This window comes from Nonomuraea sp. NPDC049309 (genome assembly GCF_043196965.1).
In the GTDB taxonomy this organism is placed as follows: domain Bacteria; phylum Actinomycetota; class Actinomycetes; order Streptosporangiales; family Streptosporangiaceae; genus Nonomuraea; species Nonomuraea fastidiosa.
Map to the genome: position 1 here is coordinate 1,382,689 of NZ_JBICSH010000001.1, position 19,297 is coordinate 1,401,985.

General features: G+C 74.3%; 13 protein-coding genes. 3 read left to right on the forward strand and 10 right to left on the reverse strand.

What is annotated here, in order from left to right; genetic code table 11:
• Positions 1 to 9 precede the first annotated feature (9 nt).
• Positions 10 to 777, forward strand: coding sequence for a GNAT family N-acetyltransferase (locus ACGFIM_RS06455; protein ID WP_393195585.1), 768 nt, complete (start codon positions 10 to 12; stop codon positions 775 to 777).
• Entirely contained in the window at positions 774 to 1,874 is a 1,101-nt protein-coding gene (gene menC, locus ACGFIM_RS06460; protein ID WP_393195588.1) for an o-succinylbenzoate synthase, read from the forward strand. Before ACGFIM_RS06455 ends, menC begins: the two co-directional genes overlap by 4 nt.
• Here the strand turns inward: menC and ACGFIM_RS06465 are convergent.
• From ACGFIM_RS06465 to ACGFIM_RS06495, 7 genes are all read right to left on the reverse strand, one after another.
• Positions 1,864 to 2,529 (reverse strand): ABC transporter ATP-binding protein, encoded by a 666-nt coding sequence (locus tag ACGFIM_RS06465; RefSeq protein ID WP_393195591.1) that lies wholly within the window; start codon positions 2,527 to 2,529, stop codon positions 1,864 to 1,866. The genes menC and ACGFIM_RS06465 overlap by 11 nt on opposite strands.
• Positions 2,526 to 4,421, reverse strand: a complete 1,896-nt coding sequence (locus tag ACGFIM_RS06470; protein ID WP_393195594.1) for a dipeptide/oligopeptide/nickel ABC transporter permease/ATP-binding protein — start codon at positions 4,419 to 4,421, stop codon at positions 2,526 to 2,528. The genes ACGFIM_RS06465 and ACGFIM_RS06470 overlap by 4 nt, the downstream gene beginning before the upstream one ends.
• Positions 4,421 to 5,362 carry an ABC transporter permease gene (locus ACGFIM_RS06475; protein WP_393195597.1) on the reverse strand — a complete coding sequence of 314 codons (942 nt, stop codon included), beginning with the start codon at positions 5,360 to 5,362 and terminating at the stop codon, positions 4,421 to 4,423. Before ACGFIM_RS06475 ends, ACGFIM_RS06470 begins: the two co-directional genes overlap by 1 nt.
• Positions 5,359 to 6,933 (reverse strand): ABC transporter substrate-binding protein, encoded by a 1,575-nt coding sequence (locus ACGFIM_RS06480; RefSeq protein ID WP_393195600.1) that lies wholly within the window; start codon positions 6,931 to 6,933, stop codon positions 5,359 to 5,361. Before ACGFIM_RS06480 ends, ACGFIM_RS06475 begins: the two co-directional genes overlap by 4 nt.
• Before the next feature lie 90 nt (positions 6,934 to 7,023).
• Complete coding sequence (locus ACGFIM_RS06485) at positions 7,024 to 8,661, reverse strand: PucR family transcriptional regulator (RefSeq protein WP_393195603.1); 1,638 nt, start codon at positions 8,659 to 8,661, stop codon at positions 7,024 to 7,026.
• 14 nt (positions 8,662 to 8,675) lie between these two features.
• The gene (locus tag ACGFIM_RS06490) at positions 8,676 to 10,004 is read right to left on the reverse strand and encodes a serine hydrolase domain-containing protein (RefSeq protein ID WP_393195606.1); all 1,329 of its coding nucleotides are present in this window, start codon (positions 10,002 to 10,004) and stop codon (positions 8,676 to 8,678) included.
• On the reverse strand, positions 9,965 to 11,833 hold the full coding sequence (locus ACGFIM_RS06495) for a S9 family peptidase (RefSeq protein ID WP_393195608.1): 1,869 nt from the start codon (positions 11,831 to 11,833) through the stop codon (positions 9,965 to 9,967). The genes ACGFIM_RS06490 and ACGFIM_RS06495 overlap by 40 nt, the downstream gene beginning before the upstream one ends.
• 244 nt (positions 11,834 to 12,077) lie before the next feature.
• On the opposite strand from ACGFIM_RS06495, the gene ACGFIM_RS06500 reads away from it, so the two are divergent.
• Positions 12,078 to 13,373, forward strand: coding sequence for a UDP-glucose dehydrogenase family protein (locus tag ACGFIM_RS06500; RefSeq protein WP_393195611.1), 1,296 nt, complete (start codon positions 12,078 to 12,080; stop codon positions 13,371 to 13,373).
• A gap of 385 nt (positions 13,374 to 13,758) precedes the next feature.
• On the opposite strand, the gene ACGFIM_RS06505 is transcribed toward ACGFIM_RS06500, so the two are convergent.
• From ACGFIM_RS06505 to ACGFIM_RS06515, 3 genes are all read right to left on the reverse strand, one after another.
• Positions 13,759 to 16,650, reverse strand: a complete 2,892-nt coding sequence (locus ACGFIM_RS06505; protein ID WP_393195614.1) for a glycoside hydrolase family 2 TIM barrel-domain containing protein — start codon at positions 16,648 to 16,650, stop codon at positions 13,759 to 13,761.
• Positions 16,651 to 16,739: 89 nt separating this feature from the next.
• On the reverse strand, positions 16,740 to 18,056 hold the full coding sequence (locus ACGFIM_RS06510) for a M20 family metallopeptidase (RefSeq protein WP_393195616.1): 1,317 nt from the start codon (positions 18,054 to 18,056) through the stop codon (positions 16,740 to 16,742).
• A 31-nt stretch (positions 18,057 to 18,087) separates the two neighbouring features.
• Positions 18,088 to 19,233, reverse strand: coding sequence for an amidohydrolase family protein (locus ACGFIM_RS06515; RefSeq protein WP_393195619.1), 1,146 nt, complete (start codon positions 19,231 to 19,233; stop codon positions 18,088 to 18,090).
• Between the last annotated feature and the right edge of the window lie 64 nt (positions 19,234 to 19,297).

The window sequence follows — 19,297 nt, forward strand, 5'->3', positions numbered from 1 at the left end:
GGTGAAACGTTGATCGAGGTCAGGGAGCTCCACGAGATGCCGGAGTTGGAGCGCGTCTACGCGCTGTTCGACGACATCTGGCATTTCGGCTCCGCAGACCCGCCCATCACGATGGAGCTGATGCGGGCGCTGTCGCACGCGGGCGGCTACGTCGCCGGCGCGTTCGACGGCGGGCGCATGGTCGGCGCCTCCGTGGGGTTCCTCGCGGCCGGTGGCGCCCTGCACTCCCACGTCACCGGCTCGATCGCGGGGCGGGGCATCGGGTTCGAGCTGAAGCAGCACCAGCGCCGCTGGGCGCTGGAGCGCGGCCTGACCCACATCACCTGGACCTACGATCCACTGGTCCGCCGCAACGCCCACTTCAACCTCGCCAAGCTGGGCGCGCGGCCGGCGGAGTACCTTCCGTGCTTCTACGGCGTCATGGAGGACGCGATCAACCAGGGCGACGAGTCCGACCGGCTGCTCGCCTCCTGGCCGCTGACCGCCCCGCACGTCGAGGCGCTGGCCCGGCGGGAGCCCGGCGAGAGGACGCCGGTGCCGGAGGGCGCGGTGGTGGCGCTGGCCGACGAGGGCGGGCGGCCGGTGCCCGGCCCGGTGGACGCGCCGGTGGTGCTGGTGGCGGTGCCGCCCGACATCGAAGGGCTGCGCCGGGCCGATCGCGGTGCGGCCAAGGCGTGGCGGCACGCCGTCCGTGATGTGCTGGGAGGGCTGATGGCGGAGGGCCGCGCGGTGACGGGGTTCGCCGCGAAGTCGTACTACGTAGTGGAGAGACTGTGAAGATCACCGGAGTGGAGCTGCGCAGGATCGCGATGCCGCTGGTGTCGCCGTTCCGCACCTCGTTCGGCACCGAGACGGCGCGCGACGTGCTGCTGGTCAGGGTGGTGACGCCGGAGGCCGAGGGCTGGGGCGAGTGCGTGGCGATGAGCGAGCCGCTCTACTCCTCCGAGTACGTCGACGGCGCCGCCGAGGTGATCCGCCGCTTCCTGCTGCCCGCGCTGCCGCAGAACGTGGACGCCAACCAGGTGGCCCGCGCGCTGGAGCCGATCAAGGGGCACCGGATGGCGAAGGCGGCGGTGGAGACGGCGATCCTGGACGCGCAGCTGCGGGCGGCGGGCGAGTCGTTCGGCCGGTTCCTGGGGGCGTCGAAGACGCGGGTGCCGTGCGGGGTGTCGGTCGGCATCATGGACTCGATCCCGCAGCTTCTCGACGCCGTCGCGGGCTACATCGACGAGGGCTACGTCCGGATCAAGCTGAAGATCCAGCCCGGCTGGGACGTCGAGCCGGTGCGCGCGGTGCGCGAGCGGTTCGGCGACGACCTGCTGCTGCAGGTGGACGCGAACGCCGCGTACGCGCTGTCGGACGCGCCCCGCCTGGCCCGGCTCGACGCGTTCGACCTGCTGCTGATCGAACAGCCGCTGGCCAACGACGACCTGGTGCAGCACGCGAGGCTGGCGCAGCGGCTGCGCACGCCGATCTGCCTGGACGAGTCGATCGAGTCGGCCGAGCACGCCGCCGCGGCGATCGCGCTGGGCTCGTGCTCGATCGTCAACATCAAGCCGGGCCGGGTGGGCGGCTACCTGGAGGCGCGGCGCATCCACGACCTGTGCCGGGCCAACGGCGTGGCGGTGTGGTGCGGCGGCATGCTGGAGACGGGCCTCGGCCGGGCGGCGAACGTGGCGCTGGCCGCGCTGCCCGGCTTCACGCTGCCCGGCGACACCTCCGGCTCGCGCCGCTACTTCGCCACCGACATCACCGAGCCGTTCGAGCTGGTGGACGGGCATCTGGAGGTGCCGGCGGGTCCGGGGCTCGGGGTCGAGCCGATCCAGGACGTGCTGGACGAGGTCACCACCTCGGCGGAGTGGATCACTCTCTGAGCCGCGGCACCGCGGCGAGCAGGGCGCGGGTGTAGTCGTGGGCGGGCGCGCCGACGACCTGCTCGGCGGGCCCGACCTCGACCAGCCTGCCGCGGTGCATGACGGCGATGACGTCGGCGACGTAGCGCACGACGGCCAGGTTGTGCGAGATGAACAGCATCGACAGGCCGAGCTCGTCGCGCAGCCCGCGCACGAGGTTGAGCACCGCGCCCTGCACCGACACGTCGAGCGCGCTGGTGATCTCGTCGGCGACCAGCAGCTCGGGGTCGCCGCCGAGGGCGCGGGCGATGGCGACGCGCTGCCGCTGGCCGCCGGACAGCTCGCGCGGGTAGCGGCCGGCCAGCTCGGCGGGCAGCCTGACGAGGCCGAGCAGCCGCTCCACCTCGCCGGGGCCGCAGCCCTCGGCGATGGTGCGGCCGACGGTCATGCGGGGGTTCAGGGACGCGTACGGGTCCTGGAAGACCATCTGCACCCGCCGCGCCCCCGTGATCGTGCCGGTGTGGGGCGCGAGCCCGCACACGGCCCTGGCGAGCGTGGACTTGCCCGAGCCCGACTCGCCGACGAGGCCGACCACCTGCCCGTCGGGGATCTCCAGCGTGACGTCGTCCACGGCGGTGAAGGAGCCGTAGCGCACGCTCAGGTTCTTGATGATCACTTGACCTCCCAGCAGGCGACCCTGCGGCCGGGGCCGAGGTCGGCGAGTTCGGGGCGCTCGCTCGAGCAGCGGGCGGTGGCCAGCGCGCAGCGCGGGGCGAACGCGCAGCCGGGCCCGACGTCGGCGGGGGCGGGCTGGGTGCCGGGGATGCCGGCCAGCGGCGTGTCGCGGTCGGTGTCCAGGTCCGGCAGCGACGCGATGAGCGCCTTGGTGTACGGGTGCGCGGCGCCGCCGGCGAGGTCTCCCGCGGGCAGCTCCTCGACGACGCGGCCCGCGTACATGACGACGACCCGGTCGCACAGCTCGCCCACGACCGCGATGTCGTGCGAGATGAACAGGGTGGCCGCGCCGGTCTCCTCGACGACCTCGCGCAGCAGCTTGAGTATCTGCCGCTGCACGGTGACGTCGAGCGCCGTGGTGGGCTCGTCGGCGATGATGAGGCGGGGCGTGCCCATGAGGCCCATGGCGATGACGGCGCGCTGCCGCATGCCGCCGGACAGCTCGTGCGGGTGCTGGGCGGCGCGCCGTTGCGGTTCCGGCAGGTGGACCTGGGCGAGCCGGTCCACGGCGCGGCGGCGGGCCTGCTCGCGGGTGGCGCCCTCGTGCACGATGGCCACCTCGGCGAGCTGGCCGCCGACCTTGAGCGCGGGGTTGAGCGCGGCCAGCGGGTCCTGGAACACCATCGCCAGCGTGGTGCCGAGCTCCTTGTCCGTCAGGGCGGCGACGTCCTTGCCGCCGAGCCGCAACGCGGCGTACGTGACGACGCCCGGGTAGGGCACGAGGCCGCCGATCGCGGCGGCGGTCATGCTCTTGCCGCTGCCCGACTCCCCCACCAGGCCGACGATCTCGCCGGGCGCGACGGTGAGCGACAGGTTCCGTACGGGGGACGCCCCGTGGGGGGAGGTGCCGGGGGAGGTGCCGGGGGAGGTGCCGGGGGAGGTGCCGGGGGAGGTGCCGGGGGAGGTGCCGGGGAAGGTGACGGTGAGGTCGCGCACCTCCAGCACCGCCTCCGGGTCCGGCTCGGGCGGCGGCCCGGACGGCGCGGGGGCCACGGTGCGGCCACGCGGCACGGTGGTGCGCGCGGCGGCCTTGGCCAGGGCGTCACCGAGCAGGTTGAACCCGATGCCGGCCAGCGCGATGGCGGCGGCGGGCCCGAGCGCCACCTCGGGGGTGACGTAGATGCGCGGGAACCCGTCGAACAGCAGCCGCCCCCAGTCGAAGTCCGGCGGCTGCACGCCGAGCCCGAGGAACGACAGCCCGGCCAGGCCCAGCAGGGCGCCGCCGAGCGCCTGGGTGAGGTGCAGGATGAGCGGCTCGGCGATGTTGGGCAGCACGTGCCCGGTGAGGATGCGGCGGCGCGGCACGCCCAGCATGCGGGCGGCGGCGACGTAGTCGGAGCCGGCGACGGTGGCGGCGAGGTTCTGGGTGAGCCGGGCGAAGCCGGGGGCGATGGCCGCGCCGATGCCGAGCACCGCGCCGCGCGCGCCGAGCCCGCTGACGACGGCGGTGAACATGGCGAGCAGCAGCCCGGGGAAGGCGACGAGCGCGTTGACCGTGCCGGTGACCAGGCGGGCGGCGCGCCTGGGCAGCACCGAGGGCAGCGCGCCGAGCACGACCCCGGCCAGCGCGCCGATGAGGGTGGCGGCCAGCGCGAGCAGCAGCGAGTAGCGTCCCGCGACCAGGACGCGGGCCAGCAGGTCACGGCCGAGGTTGTCGGTGCCCAGGGGGTGTCCCGGCGAGGCGCCCTGGAGGATGGCGTCCGCGTCGATGCGCTCGGCCTGCGCACCCCACAGGATCGGCCCGATCACGGCGAGCACGGCCATGGCGGCCACGATGACGGCGCCCGCCGTGCCCGGCACGTTGCGCCGCAGCCGCCCCATCAGCGAGGTCATCAGGTCTCCTTGATCGCGGAGGTCGGGTCGAGCACGCCGAGCAGCAGGTCGACGGCCAGGTTCACGACGAGCACGATCGCCCCGTAGACGAGGACCACGCCCTGCGCCACCGGGTAGTCCTTCTGCGTGACCGACTCGACGATCTTCAGGCCGAGTCCGGGCCAGGCGAAGACGTACTCGACCAGCACGCCGCCCGCGATGAGTGAGGTCAGCAGCAGGCCGCCGACGGTGAGGGTGGCGGTGAGCGTGTTGGGCAGCACGTGCCGCAGGTGCAGCCGGGCGGCGGGCAGCCGCTTGGCGCGGGCCAGCCGCACGTAGTCCTTGCCGAGCTCGCGCAGGGTCTCGACGCGGGAGATGCGGGCGATCATGGCGGCGGGCCCGATCGCCAGCGCGGCGACCGGCAGCACGTACGTGATCGCGCCCGCCTTGCCCGCGGGCGGGAACCAGCCGAGCCCGATGGCGAAGACGGCCACCAGGGCGATCGAGTACAGGAACTCCGGCACCGCCACCGCCGCCCCTGTGGCGGCGCTGAAGGTGAGCTCGGTGCCCCGGTTGCGGCCGTTCTCGGTGCGGACGGCGCTCCACATGCCGAGCGGCACCGCGACCAGCATGGCGGCCAGGACGGCGAGCAGGGCCAGGCTGAGCGTGTTGGGCAGGCGGGCCATGATGACCTCGCCGACCGGCTCACCGGTGACGAACGAGGTGCCGAAGTCGCCGGAGAAGACGTTCGCGACGTAGGTGAGGAGCTGCTCGGGCAGCGGCCGGTCCAGGCCGAGCGCCGCCCGCCGCGCCTCCACCAGCTCCACCGGCGCGGCGGGCCCGAGCGCCGAGCGCACGGGGTCGCCGGGGATGAGGTGGATCATCGCGAACGTCGCCACCACGAGCACGGCCAGCGAGACCAGGAAGCGGACCAGCCGCCGCAGGCCGGTGCGACGGCTCATGCAGCCCCCTGGGTGAGGCGGATGGAGGTGGTCACGAACATCCCGGCGACCATCTCGTACGTGGCGCCCTTGGCGGCCTCCAGCACGGTCGTCTCCACCACCGGCACCATGTCGGCGGCGTCGAACAGCGCCGACTCGGCCTGCAGCCACCTGTCGCAGCCCTCGGCGGCGGGCACCTGCGCGGCCTCGCCGACCAGCGACTCGTAGCGCTTGTTCGACAGGTGCGCGAAGTTGGCGCCCTTGGGCGCGGCGGGGCCGGACAGGAAGCCGACGAGCTGGCTGGGCAGGGTGACGCCGATGGGCAGCCAGACGACGTCCCAGTCCTGGGTGGTGTTGAGCGACTCCGACAGCTTGGTGTCGATGGCGCCGTTCAGCTTCACCTCGGCGCCGATCTCGCCCCAGGCGGTGGCCAGGTACTCCGCGGCGGCTTGGACGCCGGCGCCGCGCGTGGTGGCGTACAGGTAGCGCAGGGTGAGCCGCTTGCCGTCCTTGACGCGGACCCCGTCGGGCCCCGGCTTCCAGCCGGCCGCGTCCAGCGCGGCCGCGGCGGCCGCGGGGTCGTGGGCGGGCACGTGGCCGGTGACGGTGTCGCCCTGGCAGGGGCGCGGGTGCAGGACGAGGCCGGTGGGCGCCTTGCCGGTGCCGCTGGAGGCGATGCCGGCCAGCTCCTTCAGATCGACGGCCTGGGTGAGCGCCTTGCGGACGGCGGGGTCGTGGGTGGGCCGGTCCTCGCCCTGGTGGTAGAAGAACTGGCCGTTGGCGACCGGCGTGACCTTCTTGGTGACGCCGGGCGCGGCCTCGACGCGGGCGCGGTCGGGGCCGTAGAGGGTGATGCCGTTGAGCGCGCCGGAGACGAGCAGGTTGGCGGCGGTCTGCTCGTTCGGCACGATCTTCAGCACGACGGTCTCGGGCGCGTCCTTGATGGAGGTGCCGGGCGCGCCCCAGGCGTACTCCCTGCGCACCTTGAACGTGTAGTGGTCGCCGGGCACCGCCTCGGTGAGCCGGTAGGCGCCGCTGCCGGAGGTGGAGCGGGCGAGGATCGAGCGGTCCTTGACGCCCTTGCCGCAGACCACGAAGATCGCCCGGCCGGTCTCCAGGATGAAGCTGAACGGCTTCGGCATGGACAGCGTGACGGTGCCGGCCGCGTCGTCGGCCTCGGCCTTCATGCCGGTGGGGATGAGCACGCCGTAGATGGGCGACTTGGTGTCCGGGTCGGTGATGTGGTCGACGCTGGCCGCCACGTCGGACGGGGTGACGGGCGAGCCGTCGGAGCAGGTGGCGTCCTTGCGCAGGGTGAAGGTGACCTTGTCGGGCTCGACCGTCCAGCGCTCGGCGAGCGCGGGGACGATCTTGCCTTGCGCGTCGATGCCGACGAGCGTGTCGTAGGCGAGCGAGAGCGTGGTGTTGGTGACGTTGAGTACGCCCATGGCGGGGTCGAGCACGCCCGGGTCGGCGGGGAGCGCGTAGGTGAACGTGCCGCCCCCGGCCGAGCCGCCCTCCGCCCCCGTCCCTCCGCAGCCGGCCGCGAGCAGGGCGAGCGCGGCGAGGCCCGCCGCGAATGGTGTTCTCATGGGTACTCCAGACGAGCGTGGGGGTGAGCTCCACCTTCGCGGCTCGCCGGTGCCCGTTCTTCGGTGCCGGGCACGAAAAAGCGCGGCCGTCTAGTGCCGTCGTCCGAAGATGCGCATCTGGAGCTGCACGGTGAGCCGGGCGTCGGGGTCGCCGAGGTCGAGGCCGCCGATCTCGGTGAGCCGCTTGAGCCGGTAGCGGAAGGTGTTGGGGTGCACGTGGACGCGGGCGGCGGCCAGGTTGACGTCGCCGAACGCGTCGAGGTACGCGCCCAGCGTGGCGACCAGCTCGGTGCCGTGCTCGGCGTCGTGCTCCAGCAGCCGCTGGTAGGGGCCGGTGGGCGCCTGCTCCTCGGCGGCGGCCACGTCGGCGACCTGGAGCAGCAGCGACTCGAAGTGCACGGCGGTGTAGCCGGCGGCCTGCCCGGTGACGCCGCGGTGGCGCAGCACGCGCAGGGCGCGGTCGGCGTCGGCGCGGGAGCGGGCGACCTGGGCGAGGTTGAGCGCGAGCCGGCCGACGCCGACGTTGGCGGCGTGGCGGGGCCCGACCCTGGCGAGGAAGCTCTCGGCGACGCGGACGGCGCGCTCCTCCTCGCCGCCGCCCGGGGTGAGGGGCAGCACGGCGTAGGCGACGGAGCCGGCGAGCGCGGCGGCGGCCTTGGGGTGGATGGCGGCGACGTGCAGGGCGAGCGCGTCGCAGAAGCGCTGCCGCTCGCTCTCGCTGCGCACGTGGTCGGCCGCATAGTCGGTGGCGGCGTTTTCCGAGCGGCCTCCGGGATCGGCCGGCGGGCCGGTCAGCTCGGCGGCGAGCACGCACAGCCTGCCGGTCGCGATGCCCAGCCGGCCCGCGGCCTCGGCGGCGTCGGCGCCGCCCGCGAGGACGGTGGACAGCAGGTCGGCGCGCAGCCGCCGCTGGGTGCCCGCGCCGGCCCGCTCGTGCAGCAGCCGCAGCGCGACGACCTTGGCGGCGTCGGCGAGCGCGCGCTGCCGCTGCGGGGTGAGCGGCTCGCGCACGGCGACCCAGATGGAGCCGAGGATCTCGTCACCCGCGCGGACCGCCACCGCCACCCTGTTGATCACACTGTCGTCGGGCAGCTCGATGTAGACGGGCTCGCGGCTCTGGTAGAGCCGCTTGAACGCGCCCTGCTCGTCGAGCAGGCGCAGGTAGCGCTCGGGCACCTGGCGGCCGAGCACGGTTTCGACGCGGCCCTGGTCGGCCTCCTCCTGGCGGCCGGAGAACGCGAGCACCCGCGAGGACCTGTCCTCGATGGTGACGGGCGCGTCGAGCAGCGCGCACACGGCGTTGGCGAGGGCGAACAGGTCGCCGTGCGCCCCTTCGTCGCCGGGCTCGGCCAGGTCGCCCTCGGCGAGCAGCGAGCGCAGCAGCGCCGCCACCTGCGCCCACGAGGCGGCCCTGGTCAGGCCGAGCACGGCGACGCCGGTCTCCAGCACGGCGGCGCGTACCCGCTCGTCCACGTCGACGGGCAGCTTGACCACGACGCCCGCCGCGTGCGGGACGCGGGCGAGCAGCGCGCAGATCTCGGCCGCCCCCTGCACGCCGACCGCGAGCACCATCGCGCCCTCGGCCACGATCAGCTCGTCGAGGGGGTCGTAGATGTGGACGCCGGTGACCTCGGCGTCGAGGTGGCCGGGCGAGGCGGCGACGTCGAGCACGGTGGTGCCGAGGTCGTCGAGGATCCGCCCGAGGCCGGCGCGCGGGCGGATTCTCATGGGGTCACGATAGTTCACTCCGTCTTGGGGGTGGCGCGGGCGCCCGCGTGCACGTACGGGGAGCCGTCGGCCAGCGTGTAGAAGACGACCGTGACCCAGTCGGGGGCGTCGTCCGCCTTGCAGACGAACAACGGCCGGTCGCCGCCGTGCACGGCGATGAGGCGGTGCTCCTCCGCCTCCGGCTGCAGGGCGGCGAGCGCGCCGGTGGCCTCCATCGTGATCCACGGCCCGTCGTCCTTGACGGTCACCGTGATGCGGGCGCCGGCCCGCTCGTAGACGCCGGCGTACGGGGTGGCGTCCACCTCGACGGGGGTCTCCGGCGGCGTGGGCATCTGCGGCACCGCCAGGCCGTCGAGTTCGGCGAACAGCTCGGTGGCCACCGCGCGGGTGAAGGCGCCGGAGTGGCCGCCGTTGGCGGTGACGCAGGCGACGGTGCCGGTGCCGGGCACCGCCCACAGCATGGCGTGCTGGCCGATGGTGTTGCCGCCGTGCGAGAGCACGCGCTGCCCGCTCCACTCGTCGAGGATCCAGCCGATGCCCCACTGGCGGCCGAGGCCGTGCGGGTTGGGCACGTCCACCTGCGGCTCCCACATGGCCTGCGGGTCGTCGAGCAGGCCGCCCTCCAGGTGGGCCCGCGCGAACGCCACCACGTCGGCGGGGCGGGCGCAGATGAGCCCGGCGGGGCCCATGCCGCGCATCAGCCCCCACACCGGCGCCGGGGCGCCGCCCTCCACGTGGCCCATCGCGGCGCGGAAGCGCAGCACGTCCTCCGGCAGCGTCCAGGTGTGGGTGAGGCCGAGCGGTTCGGCGATCTCCTCGCGCAGCAGGTCGTCCCAGCGCTTGCCGCCCAGCCGCTCGGCGACGCGGCCGGCGATGACGAAGCCGGAGTTGCAGTACGACTGGGTGGCGCCGATGGGGTGGTTCTGCGTCAGGCCGGCGCAGGCCTCGACGTACTTGGCCACGCAGTCGTCGCCACGTCCGGTGTCGAGGAACAGGTCGCCGTCGATGCCGCTGGTGTGGGAGAGCAGGTGGCGGATCGTGACCGTCTTGGTGACCTCGGGGTCGGCCACGGCGAACTCCGGCAGCACCTCCGACACCGGGGTGTCCAAGGTCAGCCTGCCGCGCTCGATCTGCCGCATGAGCAGGGTGGCGGTCCAGACCTTGGTGACCGAGCCGATCTGGAAGAGCGAGTCGGGGGTGGCCTCGACGCCGGTGGCGGTGTTGAGCGTGCCCGCGGCGGCCTCGTGCAGCTCTCCGTCGTGCAGGTACGCCAGCGCCGCGCCGGGCACCTCGTACCGGGCGATCAGCTCGGCGAGCCGCCGCTGATCCATTGCTCCAGCCACGCGATGATCCTTTCGTTGTAGTCGTACCGGTGCGAGGGCCGGCCGTTCAGGATGAACAGGTGGGAGGCCCCCGGGTAGCGCACGAGCCGGACCGGCACGCGGCGCTCGCGCAGCGCGGCGAACCACTGCTCGGCCTGTCCGATCGGGCAGCGGTCGTCGTCCTCGCCGTGCAGCAGGAGCGTGGGGGCGGTGACCTCGCCGGCGTGGGTGATCGGCGACTGGGCGGCGAGATCGCCGGCGCACTCGTACGTTTTGATCAGCATGCCCAGGTCGGAGGTGCCCGCCAGGCCGGCCAGGTCGGTGACCGCGCCGCCGGCGATCGCCGCCTTGAACCTGCCGGTGGTGCCGGTCAGCCAGCACGTCATGTAGCCGCCGTAGCTGTAGCCGGTGACGGCGAGCCGTTCCCGGTCGGCGATGCCCGCGGCGACCAGGTCGTCCACGGCGGCGAGGAAGTCCTGGGCGTCGGCGAGGCCCCACGCGCCGGCCGTCGCCGTGTAGAACGCCTCGCCGTAGCCGTCGCTGGCGCGCGGGTTGAGCGTGAGCACCGTCCAGCCGCGTGCGGCCAGCACCTGGTGGTACAGGTGGAAGCCGTCGAGCACGGGCGCCCAGGCGTTGTGCGGGCCGCCGTGCACGTCGAGCAGCAGCGGGCCCGGCTCCGTGACGCTCTCGTCGCGCAGCACGAAGCCCTCGACCTCGGTGCCGTCGGGGGCGGTGAAGGTACGGCCGACCGGCACGTACGGGTCGATGTCCGCCGGCGCGTGCCGGGTCAGGCGCTCAGGGGCCGAGCCGGCGAGGTCCAGGAGGAAGACCTCGCCGGGGCTGCGGGGTGTGGCGGCGACGTACGCCGCCTTGCCCGCGGCGACGCTCGCGCCCGCCACGCTCACGTCGCCGGGCACCAGCGTGTGCGCGGGGGCGCGGTAGAGGCGGGTCAGGCCGCGGTCGCGGGCGCAGAACAGCAGGTCGCCCTGGTGCACGGCGGGGTTCGCCCCCGGGTAGCCGGGGTGGCCGAGCATGACGTTGCGGTCGAGCCCGGTCTCCACCTCGGCGGCGCCGCCTGGGCCGAGCGTGAACAGCCGGACGTGCCCCACCGGCTCGCCCTTCTGCGCGGCCACCACCAGCCGGTCGCCGAGCCACCAGGCCCCGGCGCACAGCAGCTCGGGGCCGGTCAGCCGCTCGGGCGGGCCGCCCGCGGCGGGCACCTCGTACACGCCGGCCTCCGGGCGCAGGTCGCGCTCGGCGTCCATGGACGCGACGAACGCCAGGCGGGTGCCGTCCGGCCGCCACGACGGCTCGCCCGCGTGGAAGTCACCCTCGGTGAGCCGCCTCGTCTGCCCCGACGCGACGTCCACCACGAACACGTGCGCGGTGACCCCGCGCAGCAGCCCCGCGCCGTCGGCCTTGTAGTCCAGACGCTCGGCCACCACGGGCGCGTGCGGATCGGGCGGGCCGCCGTCGCCGGGCCCCACCGGCCCCGCGTACGCGATCGCGGCGCCGTCCGGCGACCAGACGGCCGGGCCCGCGCCGAGCGGCGCGGAGGTGAGCCTCATCGGCTCGCCGCCGTCCATGGGCAGCAGGTGGAGCTGCGGCACGCCGTCCACCGGGCGCAGGAACGCCAGCGTGCGCCCGTCGGGCGACCAGCGCGGCGCGCTCCCCTCGGCCAGGCGGCGCGGCTCCGCCCCCGGCGCGGCCAGCCACACCTCGGAGCGGTTCGCGTCGGACTCGCGGTCGGCGGTGGTCAGCGTGTACGCCACCGCGCCGCCGTCCGGGCGCAGGGCCGGGTCGGAGGGGACGGCGAAGCCGTACAGATCGTCCAGGGTGAGACGTCGCATATGCGAACCGTAGGGCACCGGCATCGGCCCTGCTTCGGCCGCATGGACGAACGCCGGGCCCGCGGTTGTGCCCCCGCACAACCACGCCCCGCCGTCCCCGGGCCCTGCCCTGCCGGGCCCGCATGACCGGGCCCGGCTTCGAGCCGCCTCGCCGGTCCGGGAGAATGACCTGCGGACGTTAAGGTGAAGGTCCCCCCGCCGGTCCCCGGCATGTCATCTCCCCCGAGAAATTGGATGGTCAAGCATGGTACCCACGCCGGAACGGCAGGTGGCCGTGTTCGGTGCCGGATACATCGGTCTGGTGACCGGTGCCTGTCTCGCGGAGCTCGGTCACCGCGTCGTGGTCCGCGACATCGACCCCGACAAGGTCGCCCTGCTGCGCTCCGGAGACGTGCCGATCTACGAGCCCGGCCTGGCCGACCTGATCGCCAGGAACAAGGAGCGCCTCTCCTTCACCACCGACATCGCCGAGACGCTCGACGGCGCCGAGATCGCATACGTGTGCGTCGACACCCCGCCGTCCGCCTCCGGCGACGCCGACCTGTCGCGCGTGTGGTCGGTCGTGCGCTCTCTTGAGGGCGCCACCCACCTGCGGGCGGTCGTCATGAAGTCCACCGTGCCGGTCGGCACCGGCAGCCGCGTGCGCGCCGCGCTCGACGAGGCGGGCCTTGCTCACGTCGGGTACGCCGCCAACCCCGAGTTCACCGCCGAGGGCACCGCGGTGCGCGACTTCATGCATCCCGACCGCATCGTCATCGGCTCCGAGGACGACGCCACCGCCAACCTGGTCGCCGAGCTGCACCACGGCATCGAGGGCCCGGTCGTCGTCATGGACGTGCGCTCGGCCGAGATGGTCAAGCTGGCGTCCAACGCGCTGCTCGCCACGAAGATCAGCTTCATCAACGAGATCGCCACGCTGTGCGAGAAGACCGGCGCCGACGTCGAAGAGGTCGCCCGCGCCGTCGGTCTCGACCACCGGCTCGGCCCTCACTTCCTGCGGCCCGGCATCGGCTGGGGCGGATCCTGCTTCCCGAAGGACTCCGAGGCGCTGCGCCAGCTCGCCAGCAACACCGGCTACCACCTGCAGCTGCTGTCGGCCGTCATCGAGGTCAACAACCTGCAAAAGCGCCGCGCGATCCAGAAACTGAAGGACGAGCTCGGCACGCTCACCGGCATGCGGGTGGCGCTGCTCGGCCTGACGTTCAAGCCCGGCACCGACGACATGCGCGAGGCCACCAGCACCGTGCTGGCCGGGCGGCTGCTCGCCGAGGGCGCGGAGGTGCGCTGCTGGGACCCGATGGCCAGGCCCGCCGAGGTCGAGCCGTGGATCTCCACCACCCGCCACGCCACCCCCGAGGAGGCCGTCGAGGGCGCCGACGCGGCCATCGTGGTCACCGAGTGGCCGCAGCTCAAGGACGCCGACTGGGCGGGCATGGCCGCCTCCATGCGGCGGCCCGTGCTGTTCGACGGGCGCAACCTGCTCGACCCGAAGGAGATGCGCGGCCTCGGCTACACGTACATGGGCGTCGGCCGCCCCTGACCCGAGACCACGGGGGCCGGCCACCCTCACTAGGCGACCTCACGGGGCCGGCCACCCTCGCTAGGCGACCTCACGGGACCGGCCACCCTCGCTAGGCGACCAGGCGGGGCCGGCCGCCTCGATCGGGACCGCGCGGGGACCGGCCGGCCCTGGCACGGGGCCGGCCGTCCCGGCCTCCTGCCCTGGCCCTCAGCCGCTCGGCCCCGGTCCCCTGCCCCCGGCACTTCGCCTCGGCCTTTGGGGCCCGGGCCACCAGCCCTCGCCACCGCGGGGCTCGCCCGGCGCGTGGAGCCGCGCGGCGCGGGAGTCATCCCACGGCGCGGGACCCGCCGGCGCCAGGCTCACCCCGCATGCAGGGCCTGCCCCGTGTGCGATGGCGGGCTCCTCACGCGGGGGTGAAGCGGAGGCGGAGAGTGGCGGGGCGGGCCCGGAGGTGGTAGGCGGGCAGCGGGCCGGGGCCGCAGGTGGCGGTGCCGATGCCCTGGTGCGCGAGGTCGAGGTGGAGGTGGAGCCGGTCGCCGGGGACCAGGTCGGGGCGGTGCGTGGCGGCGGTCAGCTCGGCGGTGCTCCAGCGGCGGGCGGTCAGCCCGAACACCGGCTCGCCCGACACCGTGATCCCGCCCCGCGCACCGGTGAGCACGGCCCAGCGGACGTCGGCGCGGTGCCCGTTCTCCTGCGGGTGGACGTACGGTGTCTGCAGCTCCTCCACCGTGGCCGACCAGCGGCCGATGCGGGCGGCCAGCCCGGTGTCCGGGTACGACTCCCCCGGCCCAGGCCCGAACCAGGTCACCCGGTCCACGGCCTCGCCGGGCAGCGTCATGTCCACCCCGGCCCTCGGGATGGGGTCCGGCCACTCGCCCTCAGGCTCGATGTCCAGCTCCAGGCGCAGCCCGCCGTCGTACGTCCACCGGTACGTCGCCCGCATCCCGAGGTCGGTCGCGGCCGGCGCGACCCGGGTACGGACGACCAGCTCGTCGCCCGCGCTGACCTCGTCCACCCGGTGGGTGAGCCGGTGCAGGCCGAGCGCGCGCCAGCGGGCTTCGAGCCCGCCGTACCGGTCGTTGTCGGTGGGCGCCCGCCACAGGTCGAGCCTGGGTCCCTCCACCTGCAGCCCGAACAGCCGCACCAGCCGTCCCGAGGCGTCGAAGGCGCACTCGCCGGCGGTGATCAGCCCGTCCTCGCCGCGGGTGAACGCCTGCGGTCCCCCTGCGACGCCGGACGTGAGGCCCCGCGGGGCGGCGGCCGCAGAGGCTCGGAGGGCGGCGGTCCCGGAGTCCCGAGCGGCGGCGTTCGCAGAGGCCTGGAGGGCGGCGGTCCCGGAGGCGGGGGCGAGGCGTGTCTGGCCCCAGGCGACCTCGTGCCCGGCCGGTGCCCACGGCTGGTCCTCGGCCAGCTCGGCCCGTACGGTGAGCCACCGCTCCCCCTCGGGCCCGCCGTCCGTAGCGGGCAGCGCGACCTCGCCGCCGCCGGGCGGCACGTCGAGGACGTGCTCGGCCACCGTCTCGCCCTCCACCTGCACGGTCGCGGTGAACCGCAGGTGGGACAGGTCGCGGAAGCCGTAACCGTTGACGACCCGTACGGACCTGCCGCCGTCGAAGTCGAAGCGGACCGGCTCGAACACCTTCTTCAGGTCGATCAGGCCGGGCGACGGCGTCCTGTCGGGGAAGACGAGCCCGTCGATGACGAAGTTCGAGTCGTGGACGGGCTCGCCGAAGTCGCCGCCGTAGGCGTACTCGTGCTCCGGATGGGCGATGCCGTGGTCGATCCACTCCCAGATGAACCCGCCGGCCAGCCGGGGGTAGCGTTCGAACAGCTCCTGGTACTCGGCGAGCCCGCCGGGCCCGTTGCCCATGGCGTGGGCGTACTCGCACTGCAGGAACGGCATGCCGCGCCGCCGCGCGTCGAGCTCGGGGTCGTCGAGCGGGTCCTCCTCGCGCTTGCCGATGGCCTCGACCTCGGCGTGGGATGCGTACATGCGGGAGTAGACGTCGGTGTGGGCGCAGGAGCGGTCGCCCTCGTAGTGCAGCGGCCTGGACGGGTCGCGCTCGCGCGTCCAGTCGGCCATGACGGCGAGGTTGCGTCCGACGCCGGCCTCGTTGCCGAGCGACCACATGATGACGCTGGGGTGGTTCTTGTCGCGTTCGACCATGCGGCGCATGCGGTCGAGCAGCGCGTCGGCGTAGCGGGGGTCGTCGGTGGGGTTGCCGCGCCAGCCGACCTCGCCGAAGCCGTGCGTCTCCAGGTCGCACTCGTCGATGACCCACAGGCCGAGCTCGTCGCACAGGTCGAGGAAGCGCGGGTGCGGCGGGTAGTGGCTGGTCCTGACCGCGTTGACGTTGTGCCGCTTCATGAGCAGCACGTCCTCGCGCATGGTCTCGTACGGCACCGCCCGGCCGTGCTCCGGGTGGAACTCGTGCCTGTTGACGCCCTTGAGCAGCAGCGGCCTGCCGTTGGCGAGCAGCACACCGTCCTCGATGGTGATGGTCCTGAAGCCGATGCGCAGCCGCACGGTCTCGCCGTCGCCCGCGACGACGGCCTCGTACAGGCGGGGCGTCTCGGCCGTCCACGGCTCCACTTCGGCCGTGATCTCGGAGCCCGGCCGCAGGCCGGTCACGCCCAGCTCGGGGACGCTGAGCGGGCCGGGTCCTTCGAGGTAGGCGAGGGTGCCGCGGCCGTCGCGGTAGTCCGCGCGGACGTACACGTCGGCGGTGGAGCGGGTGAGGGTGACGTCGCGGAAGATGCCGGGCAGCCACCACATGTCCTGGTCCTCCAGGTACGTGGCGGCCGACCACTGGTGGACGCGCACGGCCAGCACGTTGCGTCCCGGCCGCAGGTAGGGGCCGGCGTCGTATTCGACGGGCAGCCGGCTGCCGGTGGAGAAGCCCAGCTCGTGGCCGTTGAGCCAGACGCGGGCGAACGACTCGGCGCCCTCGAAGCGCAGCCGCCCGCCCTGCCAGCCCGCGGGCAGGTCGAAGGCGCGGCGGTAGTCGCCGGTGGGGTTCTCGTTCGGGACGCGGGGCGGGTCGATGGGGATGGGGAAGGCCACGTTGGTGTAGGCGGGGGCGCCGTGGCCGTGCAGGTTCCAGTGGGACGGGACGGGCAGGTCGTCCCAGCCGGAGTCGTCATAGCCGGGGTCGGCGAAGTCTTCCGGGGCGTCGGCGGCGGGTGACAGGCGGAAGCGCCAGGTGCCGTTGAGGCTGAGCGCGGGGGCGTCGGACCGCAGGGCGGCGCGCGGGGCGAGCCGGCCCGCGCCGGGGGTGAATGTTTCGAGATCCATCGCCGCCGAGCCTAGAGGTTAACTCCCGTTTCGTCAGCGATGCGTCCATTGTCCGGACTGTACGCTGACGCGCCGTCTTCCCGATCACGCTAGGGATGCGCGGCCGCCAGGTAGCCCGCGAGCAGCGCCTCGGCGACCGCGGCCACCGCCTCGTCGTCCGGCAGGAAGCGCGGGCTGTGCAGCCCGGCCTCGGTGTCCACGCCCACGAACATCATCAGCGACGCCGCCACGCTGCCGTACCTGGCGAAGTCGTCGGCCCCGCAGGAGCGCAGCTCGTCGGAGACCGTCCAGCCCTGCTCGCGCAGCCGCTCCCCCGTCCGCAGCGCCAGGTCGTGATCGTTGATGAGGATCGGCTCGCCGGGCAGGATCTCGACGTCGGCCGTGCAGCCGTACGCGCGGGCGGTGTCCCTGACCACCTGCCGGAACCGGCCGTGCAGCTCCTCGCGCCAGCGCTCCGACATCGTCCGCAGCGTGCCGGTGGCCACCGCCTCGCCGGGGACCGCGTTGGCAGTGGTGCCCGCCGCGACCGTGCCGAACGTGACCACGGTCGGCACCATCGGGTCGGCGGCGCGGCTGACGAGCTGCTGCGCGGCCACGATCACCTGCGCCATCGCGAGGACGGGGTCGCGGGTGAGGTGCGGGTACGCCGCGTGCCCCTCGGCCCCGGTGACGATCACCCTGAACTCGTCGGATGAGGCGTTGACCGGCCCCGGCGTGCAGGCGATCGTCCCCTCGGCCAGCACCGGCTGCACGTGCGCGCCGATCATCGCGCGCAGGCCGTGCCTGGCCAGCACGCCGGACCGTACGATGTCCTGCGCCCCGGACGGGAACGTCTCCTCGCGCGGCTGCAGCACCACCAGCAGCGGCGACGCGACCGGCGCCCCGCCCGCCGCCCCGGCCACGGCCTCCGCTCTGGCTGCGGCCTCCGCCATGATTTCCGCCATGGCCTCCGCTCCGGCCCCGGCCTCGCCGGCCGTCTCCCCCGCGCCGCCCGATGCGACGGCGGCCACGGCGCGAGCGAGCGCGACCACCGCCGCGAGGTGCACGTCGTGGCCGCAGGCGTGCATGGCGCCGTTCGTGGCGGCCCATCGCACGCCGGTGCGCTCGACGATCGGCAGCGCGTCCAGCTCCCCCCGTACGCCGACGGCGGCTCCCGGAGGGCCGACGCGCAGCACGGCCCCGGTGCCGGCCACGTACTCGACGTGCCCGCCGGGCAGCGCGTCGAGCAGCCGCTTGAGCGTCGGCTCCTCATGCCCGGAGATGCGGGGCATCGCGTGCAGCTCACGGCGCAGCGCGACGGCGGCGGGCAGTTCCTTCCGCAGGGCGGCGCGCAGCGCCGCCTCGAGGCCGGCCTCCGCCCCGGCCGCCCGATACCCGTTTCCGCCCGCTCGCGCCGCCCCCGTCAACCGTCTCTCCTCTCACGCTTCATCCCGGCGATCAGCCGCCGAGGCCGTAGACGCGGCGCGCGTTCTCCGCGCCGATCATGGTGGCGACCCGTACCGCCTGCGGCACCGACCACTCCGCTTCTGCCACGAACTCGCCGAGCACTCTCGCCATCCCCCGCCGCCACAGCAGCGCGCCGAGATAGTGCAGCTCGGCGGGCCCCCACGCGTCGGACGAGTAGAGGATCTTGGCGAACGGCGCCACCTCCAGGCTCTCGGCCAGCAGCGCCGCGCCGCGCGCCCCCACGTGGTTGACGGCCAGCCCCACATCGAAGAACACGGTGGGGTACGCCTGCGCCAGATACCCGGCGTTGCGGTGGAACGGGTAGCAGTGCAGCAGCAGCAACGGCACCCCGGTGGGCTCGGCCAGCTCGATGAGGCCGCGCAGCAGCAGCGGGTCGGACCGCTTGAGATCGACGTCGGGGTCGCCGTAGCCGATGTGGAACTGCAGGGGCAGCCCCCGGTCGATCCCGGTCCAGATGAGGTGCCTGACGAGCACGGGGTCGCGCAGCCGCCCGCCCTCCTCGAACCACCGCCCTGCCGCCTGCGCGACCTCGGCCTCGGCCGGCCGCGCCGGGTCGAAGTCGAGCCCGCACCGGTAGGCGGCGACGGTCTTGAGCCCGCGCGCCGAGCGCGTACGCTCCCACAGCGCCTCGGCGAACCGCGGCCCGAACTCCGCCGCCGCGCACCCCGTCGCGGCGAGCTGCTCGGCCACCGCCTCCAGCCGGACGATCTCGTCGGCGGGCGCCCCGCTCGCCTGCGCCATCCCGGACGGCCCCAGCAGCTCCTCGGCGCGGTAGCCGGTCTCCACCAGGAAGTGGCCGACGCCGCAGGCGCCGAGCAGCAGCCGGTTGACCTCGTTCGCGCCGATCCTGGCCCGCCTGGCGAGGTACTCCTCCGGCGGGCAGAACGGTTCGAGGCCGAGCACCGGCGCGCAGTGGCGCAGCACGGCGAACCCGAGCTGGGAGTCGAAGCGGGTCATCCAGTCGGGCACCGGCCGGTCGGACTCGCCGAGCAGGTCCTCGAACGCGGTGCGCGACAGGTCGTGCGAGGTGGCCCCGTGCACGTGGTGATCGACGAGCAGCAGGTCCTCCAGGGCACGGGCCAGCCCGGCGGGCACGACTTCGAGCTCCATCGACATCGGCGGTCCTCTCCGATCAGACGGCGCCAAAACGATCTCGTACCCGATCTGCGCAGGAGGACAC